The sequence below is a fragment of the Streptomyces sp. NPDC004647 genome (assembly GCF_040609575.1).
GTDB lineage: Bacteria > Actinomycetota > Actinomycetes > Streptomycetales > Streptomycetaceae > Streptomyces.
The window spans coordinates 19472-39716 of the sequence record NZ_JBEXKU010000062.1 but is presented as its reverse complement, the minus strand read 5'-3'; the positions used below and the strand labels follow the sequence as shown (position 1 = coordinate 39716).

The window sequence follows — 20245 nt, the reverse complement described above, 5'->3', positions numbered from 1 at the left end:
CCCGGCAGGCACCGTCCCCATGAACCCCGCGGTGGGCGGGAGCGGAGCGACTTCCCCCCGTTGTGCTCCGATCCCCCGGACCCGCCCACCGCGGTCGCACCACCAGCAGGCACCAGCCACGGCCCACCAGCAACTGCACCACCGGCACGGACAGTTACCCATCCCGAGAGCCCCGAAGGGGCGTCACCCCCTGATTCAGCACCAGGTTCGGTCCATTCCCCCGTACCGGCGCGCGGTCCCCCTGCCGTGCCGCGGTCCCCCCTGCCCGGAATCCACGGAGTCCCCATGCTGCTCGCCGCCAACCCGACGCCGCCGCCACCGCCGCCGCCCCACACCGGTGGGCTGCTCGCGCTCATACCCGGCACGGCCGGTCTGCTGACCGTCGCCGCCCTGGGGATCGCGCTCCTCCTCTTCCTGATCATCAAGGTCAGACTGCAGCCCTTCGTCGCGCTGCTCGCCGTCTCCATAGCCGTCGGCCTGGGCGCCGGACTCTCGGTCACCGAACTCTTCGGCACCGTCCAGAAGTCCGACGCCGTATCGCTGATCGAGACCGGTATGGGCGGCATCCTCGGCCATATCGCGATCATCATCGGCCTCGGCACGATGCTCGGCGCGATCCTCGAAGTCTCCGGTGGCGCCGAGGCGTTGAGCTCACGCCTGCTGGGAGTCTTCGGCGAGAGGCGCGCACCGCTCGCCATGGGCGTCACCGGAGTCGTCTTCGGCATCCCGGTCTTCTTCGACGTCGGCATCTTCGTCCTCGCGCCGATCGTGTACGCCGCCGCCAAGCGCAGTGGAAAGTCGATCCTGCTCTACTGCATGCCGCTGCTCGCGGGTCTGTCCATGACCCACGCCTTCCTGCCGCCGCACCCCGGCCCGGTCGCCGCCGCGGGCCTGCTCGAGGTCGACCTCGGCTGGGTCATCCTCATGGGCATCGTCGTCGGTGTCCCCTCGGTCCTCGCCGCCTGGGTGTACGCGGCCTGGATCGGCAGGCGCCTCTTCGTCGCCGTACCGCAGGACATGGTGGAAGCCGCGGAGGAGGCCAAGGCCGCCGTGGCCGCCGAGCAGCGGGCCATCGGCACCCGGGCGCCCGAGAAGCCGGTCGCCGTGAGCACCGTCCTCGCCATCATCGGCACCCCGCTGGTGCTGATCCTGCTCGCCACCTTCTCCTCGATCGCGCTCGACCCGAGCACGCTCCGCTCGGTCATCGAGTTCTTCGGGCACCCCTTCGTGGCACTGACGATCGCGCTGTTCCTGGCGTACTACCTGCTCGGTCTGCGCCGCGGGTGGTCCCGCAAGTCCCTGGAGACGGTCTCCACCGCCTCGCTGAAGCCGGTCGGCAACATCCTGCTGGTCGTCGGCGCGGGCGGGGTCTTCGGCGCCGTCCTCAAGGGCAGCGGGGTCGCACAGGCGCTCGCCGACGCCTTCAACGACGTCGGCCTGCCGGTCATCGTGCTGGCCTGGCTGATCTCGGTCGTCCTGCGCGTCGCCCAGGGCTCGGCCACCGTCGCGATCGTCACCACCGCGGGCATCGTCCTCCCGCTGGTCGAGGGCGGGCACCTGTCACAGCCGCATCTCGCGCTGATCATCATGGCGATCTCGGCGGGCTCGATCTTCGCCTCGCACGTCAACGACGGCGGGTTCTGGATGGTGTCGAAGTACTTCGGCATCTCGGAGCGCGACACGCTGAAATCCTGGACGGTGCTGGAGACGGTCCTGTCGGTCGCGGGCTTCGTGGTGTCGGCGCTGCTCAGCCTCGTCATCTAGGCCTGTGTCAGAAGTCCTGCCCGGAGGGGCGCCCCGTGTCCGGGGCGCCCCTGCTCTCAGCTCGTCGAGCAGTACTGATCCTCCTTGCCGATGGAGCGGTACATGCAGTCGGCGTTCTCCAGGAGTTGCAGTACGGCGTCCCGGTTGCGGCTGGTCTCCCGCTCGATCACCTCGTCGGGCGGGTAGAAGCCGCCGCCCCCGAACCCGGACGGATACATCTCGAACGTGTAGGCGAAGATCTTCTGGTCCCCCCACAGAAAGTCGTCGATGGAGCCGTCGGTGATGTAGAGGTCGCTGGCCTGCTCGGGCGTGTAGCCGTTGCTGGCGGCCATCTTCTTGCCGATCGTCGCGAAGGCGTCGTGGTCGTCCTGCGTCATCCCGGGCGCGGTGTCCGCGTTGGTGTACCCGTACGGCCACAGCACCAGCTCGCTGTAGGTGTGGAAGTCGATACCGGCCTTGATCTGCTGCTTGCCGCCGATGACGCGGCTGCGGGCGAAGTCGGCGACGACCTTCACCTCGGGCGCGGACTCGGCGCGGGTTCCGCGGTAGGTCTCGGAGCCGGGGCTGCCCGAAGAGCCGCCGCAGCAGCCCCACTTGTAGTCCCAGTTGCGGTTCAGGTCCGTGCCGACCTGGGAGGAGCCGGAGTTGGGCTGGCGGTTCTTGCGCCAGCTGCGGTAGTTGCCGCTGGCGATGTCGTACTCGCCGCCGTCCGGGTTCAGGTCGGGGACGATCCAGATCTCGCGGCTGTCGACGGCGTTGGTGATCCGCGAGTCCTGGCCGTAGTCCTCGCCGAACTCGCGCAGCAGATAGAGCGCCATCTCGACGGTCAGATGCTCGCGCGCGTGCTGGTGGTGGGTGAAGAGCACCTCGGGCTCGGATTCGTCGGTGCCGACCTTGTCGCTGACCTTGACGGCGACGATGTCCCGGCCCTCGTGGGACTTGCCGATGACCTTCTTGCTCATGATGCTCGGGTACTTGGCCACCTTGGCGTCGATGTCCGCCATGGCCTCTCCGTAGTTGTTGTAGCCGGAGTCCGCGGGCGGGAAGTCGAACGGCTCGACGGCGCGGCCGTTCGTACGGGCCGGGGGGCCGGGCAGCGCGCGGAGCCGGTAGCCGAGGCTGCGCAGCTCCTTCGCCTGCGCGGCATCGGCGGTGACCACCACGGAGTGGTCACCCACCTCGTCGATGGACACTCCCGTTGCGGCGAGTGCGGTGCGCTCCGAGACGGTGGCCGGGCCGGTCACCTCGTACTGCCGTACGTTCTCGTCGGCGGCCGAGACCGAGGAGGGGGACGGCGAGGGGTTGTCCGCCTGGGCGGTGATGGGCGCGGCCAGGGCGATTGCCAGCAAGGTGGCCAGGGCGGTGGTCCGTCTGCCGCGAATTCTCAGTCGCATGAAGTCTCCTGGGAAGTCCAGTGTGGGGGTGCTCAGTGCGACGACGATCGTGCGGGTGTGCGAACCCAGCTTCGAGCGATGGCATGCAACGGTCAATAGGAGAGGGGCCATACGTGTGTCATCCGGTCCTCATGCGTGGTTGATCCCGCCATCCGGGGAATCCACAATGCGCATGACAACACCGAAGGAACTTCGGTACAGAGGGGACCCCCACATGAAGAAACCTCTCCTTGCCGCGCTGCTGGCCGTGATTCTGGCCGGCGCGGGCTCGGCCCCGGCCGCGGCCGCCAGCCGCGACTGGACCGCACCTCACGAAAAGGCGAAGGCCAAGGTCAAAGCCGTCGACTTCGCCGGGACGGTGGCACTCAGCAACTGTTCGGGCTCGGTCGTACGTACGCCGGGCTCCGCACCCCAGGACCCGGCGCTCGTCCTGTCCAACGGCCACTGTCTGGAGGGCGGCATGCCCGACGCGGGCGAGGTCGTCGTCGACAAGCCGTCCACCCGCAGCTTCAGCCTGCTGAATTCGGCCGGTTCGAAGGTCGCCACCCTCCGCGCCACCAAGATCTCGTACGCGACGATGAAGGACACCGACATCTCGCTGTACGAACTGAACACCAGCTACGCCCAGATCGAGTCCTCCTCCGGTATCCGGGCGCTGGAGCTCGCTTCCGGCCGTCCGGTGCAGGGAAGCGCTATCAAGGTGGTCTCGGGCTACTGGAAGCGGATCTACAGCTGCAACATCGACGGCTTCGCCCACCGACTGCGCGAGGGCGACTGGACCTGGAAGGACTCGGTCCGCTACACCCCCGCCTGTAACACCGTCGGCGGCACCTCGGGCGCGCCCGTGGTCGACACCGTCGGCGGCAAGGTCGTCGCGGTGAACAACACCGGAAACGAGGATGGCGAGCGGTGCACGGTCAACAATCCGTGCGAGGTCGACGAGGGCGGCAATGTGACGGTGCGGGAGCGCATCAACTACGCCCAGCAGACCTACGGCATCACCAAGTGCATCGGCATCGGCAACAAGGTCGACCTCGGCCTCCCCGGGTGTGAGCTGCCCAAGCCGCAGGACTAGCCGGCGCGCTGCCGGAGCGGAGCGATCGCGCCGCCCACCGCAAAGGGCCGCCGCCGTGTGGGAACGGCGGCGGCCCCGTTGGGGGGTGGTCCGGCTAGGGGAGGCCGTGGACGTGCGAGCCCACCTGGCCCGAGAACTCGTTGCCGTTCGTGGCGTCCCAGTTCGTCGACCAGGTCATCGCGCCGCGCAGGTCCGGATACGTCTTGCTCGGCTTGAACGAGCCGCACCCCGTGCCCTTGGTCAGGCAGTCCAGAGCGGCGTTGACGACGGTCGGGGACACGTACCCGGAGCCCGCCGCACGGGAGGAGGCCGGGATGCCGATGCCGACCTGCGAGGGCGCCAGGCCGCCTTCGAGCTGGATACAGGCGAGGGCGGTGAGGAAGTCCACGGAGCCCTGGCTGTAGACCTTTCCGTCGCAGCCGAGCATCGAGCCGCTGTTGTAGTACTGCATATTGACGACGGTCAGGATGTCCTTGATGTTGAGCGCCGTCTTGAAGTACTCGTTCGACGTCGACTGCATGTCGATCGTCTGCGGCGCCATGGTGATCACCAGATCGCCGCCCGCCTTCGACGAGAGCGACTTCAGCGCCTGCGTCATATACGTGGAGTTGAGGCCGTTCTCCAGGTCGATGTCCACGCCGTCGAAGCCGTACTCCTGCATCAGCGTGTGCATGCTGTTGGCGAAGTTGTCGGCCGAGGCCGAGTCGTTGACCGCGACCGCGCCCTTCTCTCCGCCGACAGAGAGGATCACGGACTTCCCGGCGGACTGCTTGGCCTTGATGTCGGACTTGAAGTCCGCCTCGGAATAGTTCAGCCCCGGGTCGAGGGTGAAGTCGACCGCTCCGGGCGTGCCGGTCGCGTCGGCGAAGGAGACGGCGATGATGTCGTACGCGTTCTGGACGTCGCTCAGTTTCTGGACGGCGGCGCCGTTGTTGAAGTTCTGCCAGTAGCCCGTGACCGCGTGCTTGGGGACGGCGGTTGCGCCGGCGGGCTCCTGCGACGCGTTGGCCGTGCCCAGGCCGACCAGTCCGGCGGCGGCGACCGCCGCCGCGGCAAGACCGCCGACGAGCCGTTTCCTCCTGCTGGATCCGTGGGATCGTGCGCGTTCCACGACTGCCTCCGGTGTGGGGGGAGTTGGGGTGCTACGTGGTGAACGCCGGGGGCCCCTGCGTCGTTGGCGTACAACGTGGTCCAGACCAATGCGGTTGTCAACCCCTCCGGCGGAAGCGCGGAAGCACACAAGGAAGGGCCGGTGCGGTCGTACCTCTTGTGCGCTGCGCCACATCCCGGTTTCAATCCGCAGGTCGGGTCGGGGAGACGAGTGCGGAGGCAGCCAGTGGCGAAAACCAGTGAGAGCGGCACCGGTGAGCTCATCCAGGAGCCGCGCAGATCGAGTTGGCGTTACATCGGACCCGGAATGGTCGTGGCCGCCACCGGCGTCGGAGCCGGTGACCTCGTCGCGACCCTGATCGCGGGCAGCAAGTTCGGCCACACCCTGATGTGGGCGGCCGTCATCGGATGCCTCGTCAAGATCTCCCTCGCGGAGGCCGCGGGCCGCTGGCACCTGGCCACCGGACGCACTCTCTTCGACGGCTGGCGCAGCCTCGGCCCGTGGACCACCGTCTACTTCGCCGTCTACGTCGTCATCTGGGGATTCGTCTACGGCGCGACCGCGATGTCCTCCAGCGCTCTCCCGCTGGTCGCGCTCTTCCCCGACTTCCTGGGCCTCAAGACCTGGGCGGTCATCACCGGTCTGATCGGGCTGGTCTTCGTCTGGTTCAACCAGTACGCCATCTTCGAGAAGGTCATGACCGTGCTGGTCGGCGTGATGTTCGTGGTGGTCGTGTACGTGGCCGCCCGCGTCGGGCCGGACATCGGGGCGTCGTTCGCCGGACTGGTGCCCGTACTGCCCGACGGGTCGCTGATCTACACGCTCGGCCTCATCGGCGGCGTCGGCGGCACGATCACCATGGCCGCGTACGGCTACTGGGTCAACGCCAAGGGCTGGACGAACAGCAGCTGGATGAAGGTGATGCGGCTGGACAACCGCGTCGCGTACATCACCACCGGCATCTTCGTCGTCGCGATGCTGATCGTCGGCGCCGAGCTGCTGCACTCCGCGAACATCGCGCTGACGCAGGGCGACAAGGGGCTGCTCGACCTCGGCACCATCCTGGAGGAGCGCTTCGGCGCGACGACCGCCAAACTCTTCCTGGTCGGTTTCTTCGCCACCTCCTTCTCCTCCCTGATCGGGGTGTGGCACGGAGTCAGCCTGATGTTCGCGGACTTCGTCGCGCGCTACCGCAGGGCCAGGCGTACGGGCGCCGCCGGGGGCGAGGGATCCTCGGCGCACGACGACGTCGTCGAGGAGGTCGCGACGGGCGAGGCCGAGCGGTCGCTGCCCTTCCGGGCGTACCTGCTGTGGCTGACCTTCCCGCCCATCAGCCTGCTCTTCCTCGACCAGCCCTTCGGACTGGTGGTCGTCTACGGCGTGCTCGGGGCGTTCTTCATGCCCTTCCTCGCGCTGACGCTCATCTGGCTGCTGAACTCCGACCGTACGCCGCGCGAGTGGCGCAGCGGGCTGCTCAGCAATGGGATGCTGGCGGCGGCGGGGCTGCTGTTCGTCGTGCTGTGCGTGCAGCAGGTGCGCGAACTGCCCTGGTAGCCACCGGATACGTACGGGCCCGCACCACGCGTGCGGGCCCGTACGCGCGTGCCCGCGGTGGTGCGGGCGGGGGCTGCCGTCCCCGCTCCGGCCGGACCGGGGGCGAAACCGGTGCACCTGTTCCGGATGTGCACTCTGAGGTCATCATTCCTCGCTGAGTGTTCTCTGACGCTCAGGGCGCGGATAAGCTGCGGAGGCAGCAGGACACCGCAGTACTGGAGCAGCGCGTACAGGGAAGATCTACCGGTCCCGGTCCGACCGGGGACGGAGCGGAACGGGGAACCACACGTGCTCACCGCGATAGCAGTCACCAGCTCCGAGCTGGTGCTTCCACCGTCCGATCGCCACACGCCCACCGCGGTCGTACTTCAACCGCCGGGAAGGCAGGAGTTAGAGGCGGCTCTTGTCGACATGCAGGTGCTGATCGAACAGCACGGATACGTTATCGCGCTGTACCCGTCCTCAATCGATCAAGGGTTCGCCCGGCGTCTGCACACGCTGCGTTCGGTCATGGAGAGCGACCGAATCGCGCTCCTGCAACTCGACCTCCCGCCGCTCGGGGCGGCCGTACTCGCCCGCCAGCTGCGGCAGTTGTCGCTCGGTGACTTCAGTCCCGGCGTACTCGCCTCGGCGGCCGGGCTGCTGGCCCACTACATCTACGCGGGCGCGCTGCTGGGCTCCGTCGCCAAGCTCGACCGGGTCTCCGTCAGCCTGAGATCCCACGTCACGTCGTGGGTGCCGGGCGCACAGTTCGGCGTACTGGCCGGACCGACGCCGCAGCTCGTCAAGGCCGGCACGGAAGCGCCGCCGGCCGGCCCCTCCTTCGCCACACAGCTCACGGTGGCGAACGGGCAGCTCCAGTCCGACTGGGTCACCACGACACTCGCCCGCCACTGGCGCGTCCAGGACGTGCGGGAATCCCCGCTGCCGGCCGAGTCGCCGCGTTGGTGGGGCACCTCGAAGCTGATCGAGTTCGCCGCGGCGATCAGCGACCCCGGGGTGCTGTACCAGCTGGTCGCATCGGTGCGCCGGGACATCTGCTACTGGTGCGGGCTCGAATTCATCGGCGACCAGTGCGCGTTCTGCTGCGCCACGATTCAGCGGACCGAGACCCCGTCGCCGCACGGCGGTGCCGTGGCCCGGTACGAAGCGCCCGCGTCCGGCCGTCCCCGGTGAATCCCCATGGCTCCCCGGCGCCGCGGCCGATCCCCTGCCGCCGGAGGCCCCCTGCGCTCCGAACCGTTCCCCGTCCGTCACCAGCACCGGCTACGTTCCCGAACGAGGTTTTCCCGCTATGAACTCACGCCAGCGCCGCGGCGTCATCCTGCTGCTCCTGTCGGTTCTCTGCGCTCTCGGGGCGTTCGCAGGCGTGCTCTCCGTGATCAGCGACGTGGAGTCGAAGGTCGGACCGGAGAAGACGGCGTACGAGCTCAAGGCCGACGTTCCCGCCTACAAGACCCTGGACGCCGGTCAGTTCACGAGGATATCGGTGCCGGAACGGTGGCTTCCGTCGACCGCGGTGACCGATCTCGACGAACTGGACGGCAAGATCGCCGTCAATCCGCTGCGCAAGGGCTCCCTGCTGCAGTCGGACATGGTTGCCGACCGCCCCGAACTGAAAGCGGGCCAGCAGGAGATCGCCATCATGATCGACGCGGCCACCGGTGTGGCGGGCAAGATCAACCCGGGTGCCACGGTCAACATCTACGCGACCTTCGAGGGCGACAGGGAGGGCACCGCTCCCGTCTCCAAGGTCATCGTCAGCAACGCACAGGTCATCGACGTCGGCGAACTCACCGCTCTGCGGCCGGGGAACGACCGGGAGCGTCAGCAGGCCGAGGGCGGGGAAGCCGTCCCGATCACCTTCGCCCTGAACACCGTGGACGCGCAGCGCGTGGCGTACGCGGAGTCCTTCGCCGCCCACGTCCGGCTCGCCCTGGTCGCTCCCGGCAGCGATGCGTCGATCCCGCGGGGCGAGCGCACGTACACCCTCGACGGAGACAGGTGAGGCAGCGGATGGTCACCAGAATTCTCCCGGCGGTCAGCGACCCCGACGCGGCACGGGCGGTCACCACACTGCTCAGCCAGCTGCCCGACACCGAACCCCTGCCTCCTGCCGCCGACTCGACCTCCCTGATCGACACCCTCGCCCAGCTCGCGAACGAGTCGATCGCGGATCTGCCCGAGGTGGTGCTCGTCCATGAGCGCGTCGCTCCGGTGCCGGCGCTGGAACTCATCCGGGAGGTGGCACTCCGCTTTCCCGCGGTCGGGGTCATCCTGATCACCGCGGATGTCAGTCCGGCGCTGTACTCCGCGGCGATGGACTCCGGGGCGCGCGGCGTCATCGGACTGCCCCTCTCGTACGACGAGCTGGCGGCGCGGGTACAGGCCACGGTCCAGTGGTCGGTGGGGGTGCGCCGTCACCTCAGCGCCGACGCCGACGTCTTCACCGGCCCCGGGGGCACGGTCGTCACGGTCACCGGCTCCAAGGGCGGCGTCGGCGCCACCCTCACCGCCGTACAGCTGGCGCTGGGGGCGCGTGCCTCGGGCCGGAGCGTCGCGCTGGTCGACATGGACCTCCAGTCCGGCGATGTGGCGTCGTACCTGGATGTGCAGTTCCGCCGGTCGATCGTCGACCTGGCGGGCATCAGCGACATCTCACCGCGGGTGCTCCAGGACGCGCTCTTCACCCATCCCACGGGTCTCGGCCTGCTGCTCGCGCCGGGCGAGGGCGAGCGCGGCGAGGAGGTGAGCGACCGGGCGACCCGGCAGATCGTCAGTGCGCTGCGCAGCCGCTACGACGTGGTCCTCATCGACTGCGGCACCCATATGAACAGCGCCAACGCCGCGGCGGTCGAGATGGCGGACATCGCCCTCCTGGTGACCACGCCGGACGTGGTCGCCGTACGGTCCGCCAAGCGCATGGTCCGGCTCTGGGACCGGCTGCAGATCCGCAAGGCGGAGGAGACCACCACCGTGGTCAACCGTCACAACCGCCATACCGAGATCCAGCCCTCGGTCATCGGGCGGACCACCGGGACACATGTCGCGCGGACCGTCGTACCGGCCAATTTCAAGGAGCTCCAGCCCTGCGTCGACGCCGGGCGCGTCCAGGACATCGACAGCCGCAGCACCGTCAAGCAGGCGCTGTGGGGGCTGGCGGGAGAGCTCGGTCTGGTGCAGGCCGCCGAGCCGCAGGGCGGCGGCAGGGGCAGCAGATTCCGCAGGCCGGCGGGGGACCGCGGATCGCTCCCGGTCCGTCGCCGGCGCGGCCGCGACAGCGGGCAGGTCTCCATCGAGTTCGTGGGAATCACCCCGCTGATCATCGTGGTGCTGGTGCTGCTCTGGCAGTTCGTGCTCGTCGGCTACACCTTCACGCTGGCGGGCAACTCGGCCGACATGGGCGCCCGTGAGGCCGCTCTGAGCGGGCAGGGCGGGGGCGGCGACATCGAGGCCGCGGTGAAGGAGGACCTCCCCCGGGCGTGGGCCGAAGGCGCACGGGTCGGCCACCACTACGAGAACGGGCTGGCGAAGGTGACCGTCGACCTCAAGGTCCCGGTGCTCTTCCCCGGCGGCATCGACTTCCCGTTCACGGTCACCGGCGACGCCGGTGCGGCCGAGGAGGGCTGAGGAGTGCGGGCGGGCGAGCGGAGCGGGCGCGAGGATCCGGGACGGGCACGGCAGCCGGACCGCGGCCAGGTGTGGAGCGGGCGCGGGGACCCGGGACGGGCACGGCAGCCGGACCGCGGCCAGGTGTCGATCGAGTTCCTGGGCTTCCTGCCGATACTGCTGGCCATCGCACTCGCCGTGGTGCAACTGGGCATCGGGGCCTACGCCGCCTCCCAGGCGGGTACGGGGGCGCGGGCGGCGGCGCGTACGGCCACGCTCGACCATCCCGTGACCGACCCGGAGACGGCAGGGCGCGCGTCGATGAGCGGCTGGATCGCCAAGGGGGCCCGGATCGGCATCGCCGACGGCGGGGCCACGGGCGGGGTCTCGGCCACCGCCACGGTCAAGATCCCCTCGATCATTCCGGGTGTCGACTTCGGGACGGCCGAGAAGACCGCCACGATGCCCCGCACGCCGGACTCCGTGTCGCACGTACCGAGGAGCACCGGATGAGCCTGAGGGCGCGCATCGCCACGCCCGAGACGGCGGGCGGGCAGCACGAGGAGAGCCATCTCGTCGCGGTCTACCGCGTCAAGCTGCTGGAGGAGATCGACCTCGCGGAGATGTCCCTGCTGGCCGCCGCCGAGCGGCGGGCCCGCCTGGAGCGCGTCCTGGGGCACATCATCAGCCGTGAGGGCCCGGTTCTCTCCACCCACGAGCGCTCCCTGCTCATCCGCAGGGTCATGGACGAGGCGCTCGGACTGGGCGTGCTCGAACCGCTGCTGGAGGACGCGTCCATCACCGAAATCATGGTGAACGGCCCGGATCAGATCTACGTCGAGCGGGCCGGACGGGTCGAGCGCCTGCCGATGCGCTTCGCCTCCAACGAGCAGCTGATGCAGACCATCGAGCGCATCGTCTCGACCGTCAACCGCCGGGTGGACGAGTCGAATCCGATGGTCGACGCACGGCTGCCCTCCGGGGAACGCGTCAACGTCATCATCCCGCCGCTCGCGCTCACCGGCGCCACGCTCACCATCCGCCGCTTCCCGCGCGCGTACAAGCTCCAGGAGCTGATCGGCCTCGGCACCCTCGACGAGCAGATGCTGATGCTGCTCTCGGCCCTGGTCCGCGCCAAGTTCAACATCATCGTCTCCGGTGCGACCGGCGCCGGGAAGACGACGCTGCTCAACGCCCTGTCCGGGCTGATCCCCGAGGACGAGCGCATCATCACGGTCGAGGACGCGGCCGAGCTCCAGCTCCAGCAGTCCCATGTGATCCGCCTCGAGACCCGCCCGCCGAACGTCGAGGGCAAGGGCCGGGTCACCATCCGCGATCTGGTGCGCAACTCGCTGCGGATGCGCCCCGACCGGATCATCGTCGGCGAGGTACGCGGCGGCGAGACCCTGGACATGCTCCAGGCGATGTCCACGGGCCACGACGGCTCGCTCGCGACCGTGCACGCCAACAGCGCCGAGGACGCACTGATGCGGCTGCAGACCCTGGCGTCCATGTCGGAGGTGGAGATCCCGTTCGAGGCGCTGCGCGACCAGATCAACAGCGCTGTCGACTGCATCGTCCAGCTGTCCCGCAACGCGGACGGATCGCGCAAAATCAGCGAGATAGCGATGCTCTCCTCACGAGGCAGGGAGACCTTCCGGATCGTCTCCGTCTGCCGGTTCGAAGCCCAGCCCATGGGCGCCGACCGCGTCGTGCACGGCGCATTCGGGTACTTCGCGCTGCCCGGCCGGACCGCGGAACGCCTCACCTACGCCGGCGAGCCGGTTCCGCCCGCCTTCGGAGTCGCCACCTCCGAGGATCAACTCGCCACCCGAGAAGCCAAGTAAGCCAGCCACGAGGAAGCCGACCCTGGACATGGAGAATCTCGCGCTACCGACGATCGGCATCGCACTGCTGTGCTGCGTTCTCGCGGTCATGGGCGTGCACACCTACGCGTCGGGGAAGGCCCAGCAACAGGCTGTCGTGGACCGGCTCTCGATCACCGGCCCGCCGGCCCCCGCCGGCCGCAGGCGCCGCTTCCGGGGCGTCGACCGGAGGATGCGGCAGACCCGGTACGGCAAGAAGCTCGACAACAGGCTGGCGGCGACTGGCCTGGACCTCACGGTCGGTGAGTTCACCGCCTACATGGTCTTCCTGGCGGCCGGTCTGTGGTTCGTGGGCTCATCCGCGCTCGCCGCGTTCTTCGGTCCGATCGCCGGACTGCTCGGCATCTGGGCGGCCTTCGGCTTCCTCGGCTGGCAGCGTGGCAAGCGCAACGAGAAGTTCATCAACCAGCTCCCCGAACTCTCCCGGATCCTGGCGAACGCCACTCAGGCGGGCCTCGCGCTGCGTACCGCCCTGTCCATGGCAGCCGAGGAGCTGGATGCCCCGGCCGGCGAGGAACTGGGCAAGGTGGCCGACAAGCTGTCGGTCGGCCACTCCATCGACGACGCACTGGGCGAGCTCACCGACCGGCTGCCCTCCCGCGAGCTGGTCGTCCTGGTCACCACACTGGTGCTGTCCAACCGCGCGGGCGGTACGGTCGTCGGCTCGCTCCGGAACCTCACCGTGACACTGGAGGAGCGCAAAGAGACCCGCCGCGAGGTCCGTACACAGCTCTCCCAGGTCCATATGACGGCCTTCGCGGTGCCCGTTCTGGGCCTGGGCGCACTGCTGCTGATGAACCAGGTCATGCCGGGATCGCTCGACAGGATGACCTCGTCGCCGCTCGGCCAGGGAGCGGTCGTCGTCGCCTTCGGCCTCTACGCGCTGGGCTTCTTCATGATCCGCCGTATGTCGAAGATCGACGTCTGAGGGAGGGAACGGAGCGATGGGACTACTGCTCGCGTCGGTGACCGGCCTGTGCATCATGGGCGTCTTCCACGGACTGCGGATGTACCGCGCCGAGGCCAAGCTCCCCGGGGACCTCGCCGTCGCCCTCGAGGTCGGAGCCGCCCGTACGACGGCCGTCGGCTCGTTCATCGACCGACTCGGCATGCGCTTCGCACCGACGGTGCTGCGGATGATGGGCCCGAAGCGGGTCAACGCGACCCGCCGCAGAATCGACCTCGCGGGCAACCCAGGCGGTCTGACCATCGACCGCTACGCCGCCCGCCGCGCCGTTTACGCCATCATCGGCGTGCTCGGCGCGTTCGTCATGCTCGACAAGGGCAACTTCGTGCTCGCCGTGCTGCTCCTCGCCTTCGGCATGTGGTGGACGGATGTCGGCATCTGGTCCGCGATCCGCCGGCGCAAGGACGTCATCGAGCGGACCCTGCCCGACTTCCTCGACGTCCTGGCGGTCGTGGTCAGCGCGGGCCTGGGCTTCCGGCAGGCACTCGACCGCGTCGCCGAGAAGTACGAGGGCCCCTGGGCCGACGAACTCCGGATCACCCTGCGGCAGATGGACATGGGCGTCAGCCGTCGGCAGGCCTTCGACGAGCTGCGCAGACGCAATGATTCCGAGCAGGTCGCGATGTTCGTCACGGCGCTCCAGCAAGGAGAGGAGCTGGGTGCCCCGATCGTGGACACCCTCATCCAGATCGCCACGGACATGCGCCGTACGGACGCCCAGAACGCCCGCCGCAGGGCCGCCAGAGCCGTCCCGAAAGCCACCGCGGTGATCACCACCTTCATGGTCCCGGCAACCATGATTCTGCTGGTCGCGGGCTTCGTCTTCGGTTCAGGTGCGGACTTCGGCTCGGTCACGGGACAGTGATGGATGTGAGGGAGGAGGCGTCAGGGGCATGTTCTTACGCAAGGGCGCGGCCGCACCAGGTGGTCTGACCTGTGGGCCCACGGTCCATCCCGCGCTCACCGCAGTCGTCCCCATGGCGCCTCCGGTCGGTGCTGGGGGGCCGGCCGGACACGGCCCGGATGCACCGGCTGAACCGGCTGAGTCGTATGCACCGCATGCACCGGCCGAACCAGCCGAACCGGCTGAACTGACTGAACCGGTGCGTCCGGTTCACTCGGCTCAGCCGGTGCATCCGGCGTATCCGCTGGCGCCCGAGCACCCCGGCGGCGGCGTTCGGCAGAGCCCCGAGCCCGCCGCCGTGCCCTCGCTCAACATCCAGGTGAGCGCCCTCCAAGCGCTGTGCCGGCAGGTCTTCGGCTTCCGGATGGCGATGATCGCCGTGGCAACCCCGGCGGCGCTCGCCCGTACGGCACCGGGGCCGGCCACATGGCTCGTCGGCGGCGCCGTGATCGTCACCTTCATGGGCTCCTATGTGCTCTTCCGCGACTGGGAGCGGTTCGGCCCGCTGCTGCTGCGGCATCCGGCGCTGCTCGCCGCCGACATGCTCTTCGGCTCGCTGCTCCTCGTCACCGCGACGCCCGAGTCGACGCTGGGATACGTCACCAGCTGTACGCCGCTGCTCGCCGGTCTCCTCTACGGGTGGCGCGGAGCGGGGGTCTTCGCGGGGCTCGAGGTGTTCATCCTGGCCCTCGTCCACGCCGCCGACGAACGCCTGGACGCGACCATGGCGGGCGCCTTCCTGCTGCCCGGGTTCTGTGTCGTCGCGGGGGCGATCGGCGTCACCCTGCGCGGCCTCATGTTCCGCTTCGGGGCGGCGACCCAGGCCCTCACCGAAACCCGCGCCCGCCTCGCCGTCACCGAGGCCGTCGGCGGCGAACGGGCCCGGCTCGCACGGGAGATGCACGACTCGGTGGCCAAGACCCTGCACGGAATGGCACTCGCCGCGGACGGACTGGCCGACTCCGCCGGAGGGATGGATCCCGAAGAGGTCAAGCGGCAGGCCGAACTCATCGCCCGGGCAGCCCGGCGGGCCGCCGCCGAGTCGCGCGAGCTGCTCTCGGACCTGCGCCGGGAGAGCGACATCGACAGCGCCGGTCTGGATGTGCCGGATGAACTCGCCGCTCGGGTGGCGGACTTCGCGAGTGGCAGCGGCCTGGACGCCCGCTTCCGGCTGCTGAACTCGGCCCCGATACCCCCGGTGCCGTACGCCGTGGCACGGCATCTGCTGACGATCGTGAGCGAGGCCCTGGAGAACGCCGGCCGGCACGCCCGTCCCACACGCGTGGAGGTGGAGACGGGCATCGTCGACCGGGCGTTGCGGATCAGCGTCCGCGACGACGGCCGCGGCCTGCCGACCGGTACCACGCTCGACAGTCTGCGCCGGTCCGGGCACTTCGGCCTGGTCGGCATGGTCGAGCGGGCGGCGGGCATCGGGGCCCGGATAAGGGTCGGGAAGGACCGGGGGAGAGCGGGCACCGAGGTCCGTCTCGACCTGCCATTGGCCGCCGTGCGGCCCGCGGACCCCACGCTCGCCCAGCACACGGGGGAGAGGAGCCAGGCCGATTGAACTCCCTCCGGTTCCTTGCTCCGTTCCCCAACCCTCATGAGAGGAGGCCGCAACCATGAAGGATCCGTCCCGACCCGGTGGACGCGGCGCCACGCCGACTCATGCGCCCCCGCTCGCTCCGTCGCACGCCGTTCCCCCCGGCTCCGCGCACACCCCGCCGCGGCTCCCCGTACCGCCCACACCGGCCGAATCGCCGGAAGCTTCTTCCGCGCCGAGTCCGTTGCGCGTGGTCGTCGCGGACGACAATCCGGTCGTACGGGCCGGGCTGGGTGTCCTGCTGGGCGGCCGGCACGACATCGAGGTAGTCGCCGAGGCCGCTGACGGGCGGCAGGCCTGCGAGGCGGCGCGGCGGCACCACCCCGACGTGGTCCTGCTGGATGTCAGGATGCCCGGCGTCGACGGCATTTCGGCGCTGCCGTACCTGACCGGACTGGCGCCCGTACTCATGCTCACGTACAGCCGCGAGAGCGGCATCGTGCAGGAAGCGCTGCGCCGGGGCGCGGGGGGCTACCTCGTGCATGGCGAATTCACCGCCGATCAACTCGTCCTGGCAGTACGGGACATCAAGTCGGGCCAGGCGCACTTCACCGCCACGGCTGCGAACGCCTTGCTGGAGCACCTTCGCCTGCACGGCATCCCGCAACAGGCCGGCCCCATCCCGGATGGTCAGGGAGGGGCTCGGAACCAGCCATCGAGGCAACAGAGTTCTTTGCAAGTGCGACCAGGTATGGCACAGTCGTTATCCGGACCGGAATGGCGCCGGCACTCCCCGGCTCCCCGGCGGACCCCGGGTCAGGAGACCCGGGGCCAGGGCCCTCGGGTGGACCGGGCGCAGTTCGGGCTGAGCCGGCGGGAGGTGGAAGTGATGGACCTGATCGCGACGGGTATGTCGAACCAGCACATCGCGGCCACCTGCTTCATCAGCGAGAAGACGGTGAAGAACCACATCAACCGGATTTTCGGCAAACTGCGGTGCAGTACCCGCAGCGAGGCGATCGCGGCGTGGATGGGCACCTCACGAGGAGGCCCGTCGGATGCGTGGAGGGGGGCGCACGGTGGCTGACGGAGGATGGCTCGTGGGCGGCAGGGCCCGGACGATGGGCCCCGGGACCACCGGGCCACGAAGCGGTGTCGAATACGGGCTACAAAATGCGACTTGGGCCTCGATATGGGCCCGTGGACCCTGGGCGCGGTCCGGTCGTCCAGCGTACGTTGCTCATGTCGAAGTCGATAGCGGCGCCGGCGAGGAAGCGACCGGGAACGGGGACGCCACCGACAAGGCTCACTCGGCGCTCGTAGCGGGGGCGGGCCCAAACGGAGGGGAACATCATGAGCGACCTGATGACCAAGGCTTATGTTCAGGCCGACGTTCACGCCAGCCACTGGACCAAGACCGCCGCGGCGAAGTTCAAGAAGCGCTATGCCAATCCGAGGGACCGCGGTCAGACGGCGGTCGAGTACCTGGGCATCATCGCGGTGGTCGTGCTGATCGTTGGCGCACTGGCAGGCACCAAGATCGGCCAGACGATTTACCGGGCAATCGGCACTCAGATCAGCAAGGTCGCCAAGTAGGTGTGACCGTACGCAAGTACGGCGATGCAGGGCAGGCCTTCCCCATCTACATCACGGTGGTGGCAGGCCTGCTCTTCCTCGCGTTTGCTTACTTCGCGGTCGCGCAGGCCGTGGACAAACGCAGTGGTGCACAGACCGCTGCCGACTCCGCAGCCTTGGCGGCATCACAGGATGCTCGCGATCAGCTGCGCGAAAGTCTGCTCGATTCGCTCCTGGATCCGGACACCTGGGAAGACCTGGTGAACGGGCAGGGGGTCGAGTACACGGGGGCGTGTGCACAGGCTCAGTCTTTTGCGGCGAGGAACGACGCCGATCTGGTGGGACAGGGCTGCCAACGGGTGGACGACGGGTTCACGGTCACGGTCGAGACCCGCGGCACCGTGGGAGATTCAATCGTCCCTGGCACCGAGAACAAGCACGCTCAAGCGACGGCAACCGCAGTCATCGAACCGCTTTGCGGCATCAAGCCGAGTCATTCCGACGACGGTAAGCCGGACAAGGGCAAGGACAAGAAGAAGCCCAAGCTTGAGCTCGAGTGCGGTGACCAGGACTGGATCATCGACCCCGAGGACATAGCCGATCGCCCGGATGCGGCAGACCTGTTCTCCGTTCACCTCGAAGACTGACCCGCGCGCAGCAGACGACGAGCAAAGGAAGCACGTGTCATGAGTATTCGGCATACGACGGGGGCCCGTAGGGGACTGTCCGCTGTGGTGTTGGCAGCCGCCATGGCCCTCGCCATCTCTGGCTGCGGCGGCGACAGCAATGATGATGGCGGCGGCCGGACGGAGTCCACCAAGTCCGTCCAGGGCGGCAAGAATGGCGGGTCCCACGGGCAGGACAACAAGGTTCCGGACACAAGCCAGACCTTGGCGGAGATCAATGGCAGGAACGGCATGGTCGTCACGGTGAATTCGGCGGAGCGCGACTCGGGCGGATTTGTCACCGTCACGGGGCAGCTGAAGAACACCGGCGAAGAGGACTTCCTCTCGTCTGATGCCACCCTTTGGGCAGGAGACGAAGCGGAGATCGCCAAGCATGGCGAATCCATCGGCGGTACGACCCTGATCGACAGCGTGGGAAAGAAGCGCTATTACGTCCTGCGGGATACCGATGGACGCCCGCTCTGCACCACCTTCGCGTCGGACATCGACGCCGGGAAGAGCGTCCCGATCTTCGCCCAGTTCCCCGCTCCTCCCGCGAACACCAAGCAGGTGGACTTCCAGATCCCGACTTTCCCCTCCGCCACCATCGAGATCTCGGGGTGAGCGGCCGCATGACCACGACGTGCTTGTCCCGTAAGGCTGCCGCCGTCGCCATCACCACGGTCGCCGCAGCCACCTTCACGCTCACACCCGCCCCACACGCCCTCGCGGACGATCCACCCGGTACACCGGGGTCCGCGGCGCCACCTGTGAAGGTGGACGCCAACGACCCCGATCTGAAGATGGTCAACGGCGCCAGTCTCGCCGCGTCCAAGGTGCTCGACATCAAGTCGGTCGTCGAGACTCAAGGTGGCGAGGAGCGGCGCGAGGACACCAACCAGAGTGTGAAGTTCGCGCTTCAGGCCGAGGTGCTCTTCGGCAAGGACAGCGCGAAGCTGAGCAGCGACGCACACTCCCGTATCAAGGAGATCTCCGAGGAAATCAAGAAGCAGGACGCGCAGAACGTCCGTGTCTTCGGCTTCACCGACAATCTCGGTTCTTCGGCTCATGGCGATGTGTTGTCCAAGAAGCGGGCCGACGCGGTACAGAAGGACCTCGCGCAGGACCTGGGCTCCGGGATCAGTTTTGAGATCCGCGGCTACGGCGAGGAGTATCCGATCGCCGCAAACGATGACGAAGAGGGCCGAAAGAAGAACCGTCGCGTCGAGGTCAGCTTCCCCCGAGCCGAAAGCTGAGCGTCCCGGTCTTCAGCTGAGCGTCTGTAGGGTCTCAAAGTTCTTGGCAGAATCTCGCGGTCGTTGGCAGGAGGGTGGCAGAAATGCCACCGCCGTGAGATTCGCAGGTCAAGTGCTTCACCCGTATGGTTGGCTCGGGCGATAGTCTGAGCCACCCAAGGCGGGTGCCTGGCACCTTGGCTCCACAGATGGCCGTCTGTGGGGTCTGGGGGTGCGTCATGGTGACTGCAACGGTCAGTGTCCGTCGGCGGGTTGGCGATGTCGTTGATGAGCGGGCATGGGCTGAAGCATCAACCGATCTATTGCAGTCGGCCGTCCCATGGCGAACGTTCCGCTGGTACAAGGGGCAGCAGCACTACTCGGGCACCTACTGGTCAGCAACGACGCGTGATCACGTGATCTACGAATCGCGCCTTGAGCTGGCACGGTTACTCTTCGCTGACTTTGACCCCTCCGTACGGCACATCGTCGCTCAGCCGTTCCTGATGAAGGCCACGGTGGAGGGGAAGGTTCGCAAGCACATCCCCGACTACCTGCTGGTTACGGAGCAGGGTCCTGTGGTCGTGGATGTGAAGCCGCTGCATCATTTGTCCAAGGCTGACGTGTCTTTCACGTTCGACTGGGTACGGCAGGCGGTGGAGTTCCGAGGTTGGGGGTTCGAAGTCTGGAGTGAACCTCCCTCGGTGGAGCTGGAGAACATTCGGTTCCTGTCTGGCTATCGCCGGGACTGGCTCTTCAGTGCCGAGCTCCTGGATGAGCTCAGCCGTGCTGAACTCGATGGAGTTTCACTGGGCCAGGCCACTCGCTGCCTTCCCGGCCGGCCCGAGCCGGAAGTCCGCGCAGGTGTCTGCCACCTGCTCTGGAAGCGTCGTTTCGCTGTGGACCTGGAGCGTTCACTCAGCCCATCGAGCGTGCTGAGGTGGGTGGGGTGACCAGGGCGGG

At 68.4% G+C, this 20245-nt stretch carries 19 protein-coding genes; 17 read left to right on the top strand and 2 right to left on the bottom strand.

Features of this window, described 5'->3' with window-relative positions; all coding sequences use genetic code 11:
• The first annotated feature begins 285 nt into the window (after positions 1 to 285).
• Positions 286 to 1764, top strand: a complete 1479-nt coding sequence (locus tag ABZW18_RS24825) for a gluconate:H+ symporter (protein WP_356191134.1) — start codon at positions 286 to 288, stop codon at positions 1762 to 1764.
• A gap of 56 nt (positions 1765 to 1820) precedes the next feature.
• On the opposite strand, the gene ABZW18_RS24820 is transcribed toward ABZW18_RS24825, so the two are convergent.
• Entirely contained in the window at positions 1821 to 3158 is a 1338-nt protein-coding gene (locus ABZW18_RS24820) for a M14 family metallopeptidase (protein ID WP_356191132.1), read from the bottom strand.
• Positions 3159 to 3372: 214 nt separating this feature from the next.
• Here ABZW18_RS24820 and ABZW18_RS24815 point away from each other — a divergent pair, with 214 nt between their 5' ends.
• Complete coding sequence (locus ABZW18_RS24815) at positions 3373 to 4233, top strand: serine protease (RefSeq protein WP_356191130.1); 861 nt, start codon at positions 3373 to 3375, stop codon at positions 4231 to 4233.
• A 94-nt stretch (positions 4234 to 4327) separates the two neighbouring features.
• Here ABZW18_RS24815 and ABZW18_RS24810 read toward each other — a convergent pair whose 3' ends face one another.
• Entirely contained in the window at positions 4328 to 5344 is a 1017-nt protein-coding gene (locus ABZW18_RS24810) for a chitinase (RefSeq protein ID WP_356191128.1), read from the bottom strand.
• A 225-nt stretch (positions 5345 to 5569) separates the two neighbouring features.
• On the opposite strand from ABZW18_RS24810, the gene ABZW18_RS24805 reads away from it, so the two are divergent.
• The 15 genes from ABZW18_RS24805 to ABZW18_RS24735 all read left to right on the top strand — a co-directional run bounded on the left by ABZW18_RS24805 (position 5570) and on the right by ABZW18_RS24735 (position 20235).
• Positions 5570 to 6898, top strand: coding sequence for an Nramp family divalent metal transporter (locus tag ABZW18_RS24805; RefSeq protein WP_356191125.1), 1329 nt, complete (start codon positions 5570 to 5572; stop codon positions 6896 to 6898).
• A 288-nt stretch (positions 6899 to 7186) separates the two neighbouring features.
• The gene (locus ABZW18_RS24800) at positions 7187 to 8074 is read left to right on the top strand and encodes a hypothetical protein (RefSeq protein ID WP_356191122.1); all 888 of its coding nucleotides are present in this window, start codon (positions 7187 to 7189) and stop codon (positions 8072 to 8074) included.
• Between the two features lie 118 nt (positions 8075 to 8192).
• Entirely contained in the window at positions 8193 to 8906 is a 714-nt protein-coding gene (gene cpaB / locus ABZW18_RS24795) for a Flp pilus assembly protein CpaB (protein ID WP_356191119.1), read from the top strand.
• Between the two features lie 8 nt (positions 8907 to 8914).
• Complete coding sequence (locus ABZW18_RS24790) at positions 8915 to 10528, top strand: AAA family ATPase (protein WP_356191117.1); 1614 nt, start codon at positions 8915 to 8917, stop codon at positions 10526 to 10528.
• A gap of 69 nt (positions 10529 to 10597) precedes the next feature.
• Positions 10598 to 11020, top strand: a complete 423-nt coding sequence (locus ABZW18_RS24785; protein ID WP_356191152.1) for a TadE family protein — start codon at positions 10598 to 10600, stop codon at positions 11018 to 11020.
• A complete protein-coding gene (locus tag ABZW18_RS24780; protein WP_356191116.1) occupies positions 11017 to 12354 on the top strand; it encodes a CpaF family protein in 1338 nt (445 codons plus the stop codon). Before ABZW18_RS24785 ends, ABZW18_RS24780 begins: the two co-directional genes overlap by 4 nt.
• Before the next feature lie 28 nt (positions 12355 to 12382).
• Positions 12383 to 13321 (top strand): type II secretion system F family protein, encoded by a 939-nt coding sequence (locus ABZW18_RS24775; RefSeq protein WP_356191114.1) that lies wholly within the window; start codon positions 12383 to 12385, stop codon positions 13319 to 13321.
• Positions 13322 to 13337: 16 nt separating this feature from the next.
• Positions 13338 to 14225: a DUF5936 domain-containing protein gene (locus tag ABZW18_RS24770; protein ID WP_356191111.1), complete on the top strand. Its 888-nt coding sequence runs from the start codon at positions 13338 to 13340 to the stop codon at positions 14223 to 14225.
• Positions 14226 to 14337: 112 nt separating this feature from the next.
• Positions 14338 to 15831 (top strand): histidine kinase, encoded by a 1494-nt coding sequence (locus ABZW18_RS24765; protein ID WP_356191151.1) that lies wholly within the window; start codon positions 14338 to 14340, stop codon positions 15829 to 15831.
• A 55-nt stretch (positions 15832 to 15886) separates the two neighbouring features.
• Positions 15887 to 16894: a response regulator transcription factor gene (locus ABZW18_RS24760; protein WP_356191108.1), complete on the top strand. Its 1008-nt coding sequence runs from the start codon at positions 15887 to 15889 to the stop codon at positions 16892 to 16894.
• Between the two features lie 266 nt (positions 16895 to 17160).
• The gene (locus ABZW18_RS24755) at positions 17161 to 17403 is read left to right on the top strand and encodes a hypothetical protein (RefSeq protein WP_356191106.1); all 243 of its coding nucleotides are present in this window, start codon (positions 17161 to 17163) and stop codon (positions 17401 to 17403) included.
• Positions 17404 to 17405: 2 nt separating this feature from the next.
• On the top strand, positions 17406 to 18029 hold the full coding sequence (locus ABZW18_RS24750) for a pilus assembly protein TadG-related protein (protein WP_356191104.1): 624 nt from the start codon (positions 17406 to 17408) through the stop codon (positions 18027 to 18029).
• A 102-nt stretch (positions 18030 to 18131) separates the two neighbouring features.
• Positions 18132 to 18671, top strand: a complete 540-nt coding sequence (locus tag ABZW18_RS24745) for a hypothetical protein (protein WP_356191102.1) — start codon at positions 18132 to 18134, stop codon at positions 18669 to 18671.
• A gap of 8 nt (positions 18672 to 18679) precedes the next feature.
• Positions 18680 to 19303 carry an OmpA family protein gene (locus ABZW18_RS24740; protein ID WP_356191100.1) on the top strand — a complete coding sequence of 208 codons (624 nt, stop codon included), beginning with the start codon at positions 18680 to 18682 and terminating at the stop codon, positions 19301 to 19303.
• A 218-nt stretch (positions 19304 to 19521) separates the two neighbouring features.
• Entirely contained in the window at positions 19522 to 20235 is a 714-nt protein-coding gene (locus ABZW18_RS24735; protein WP_356191097.1) for a TnsA-like heteromeric transposase endonuclease subunit, read from the top strand.
• The last annotated feature ends 10 nt before the right edge of the window (positions 20236 to 20245 follow it).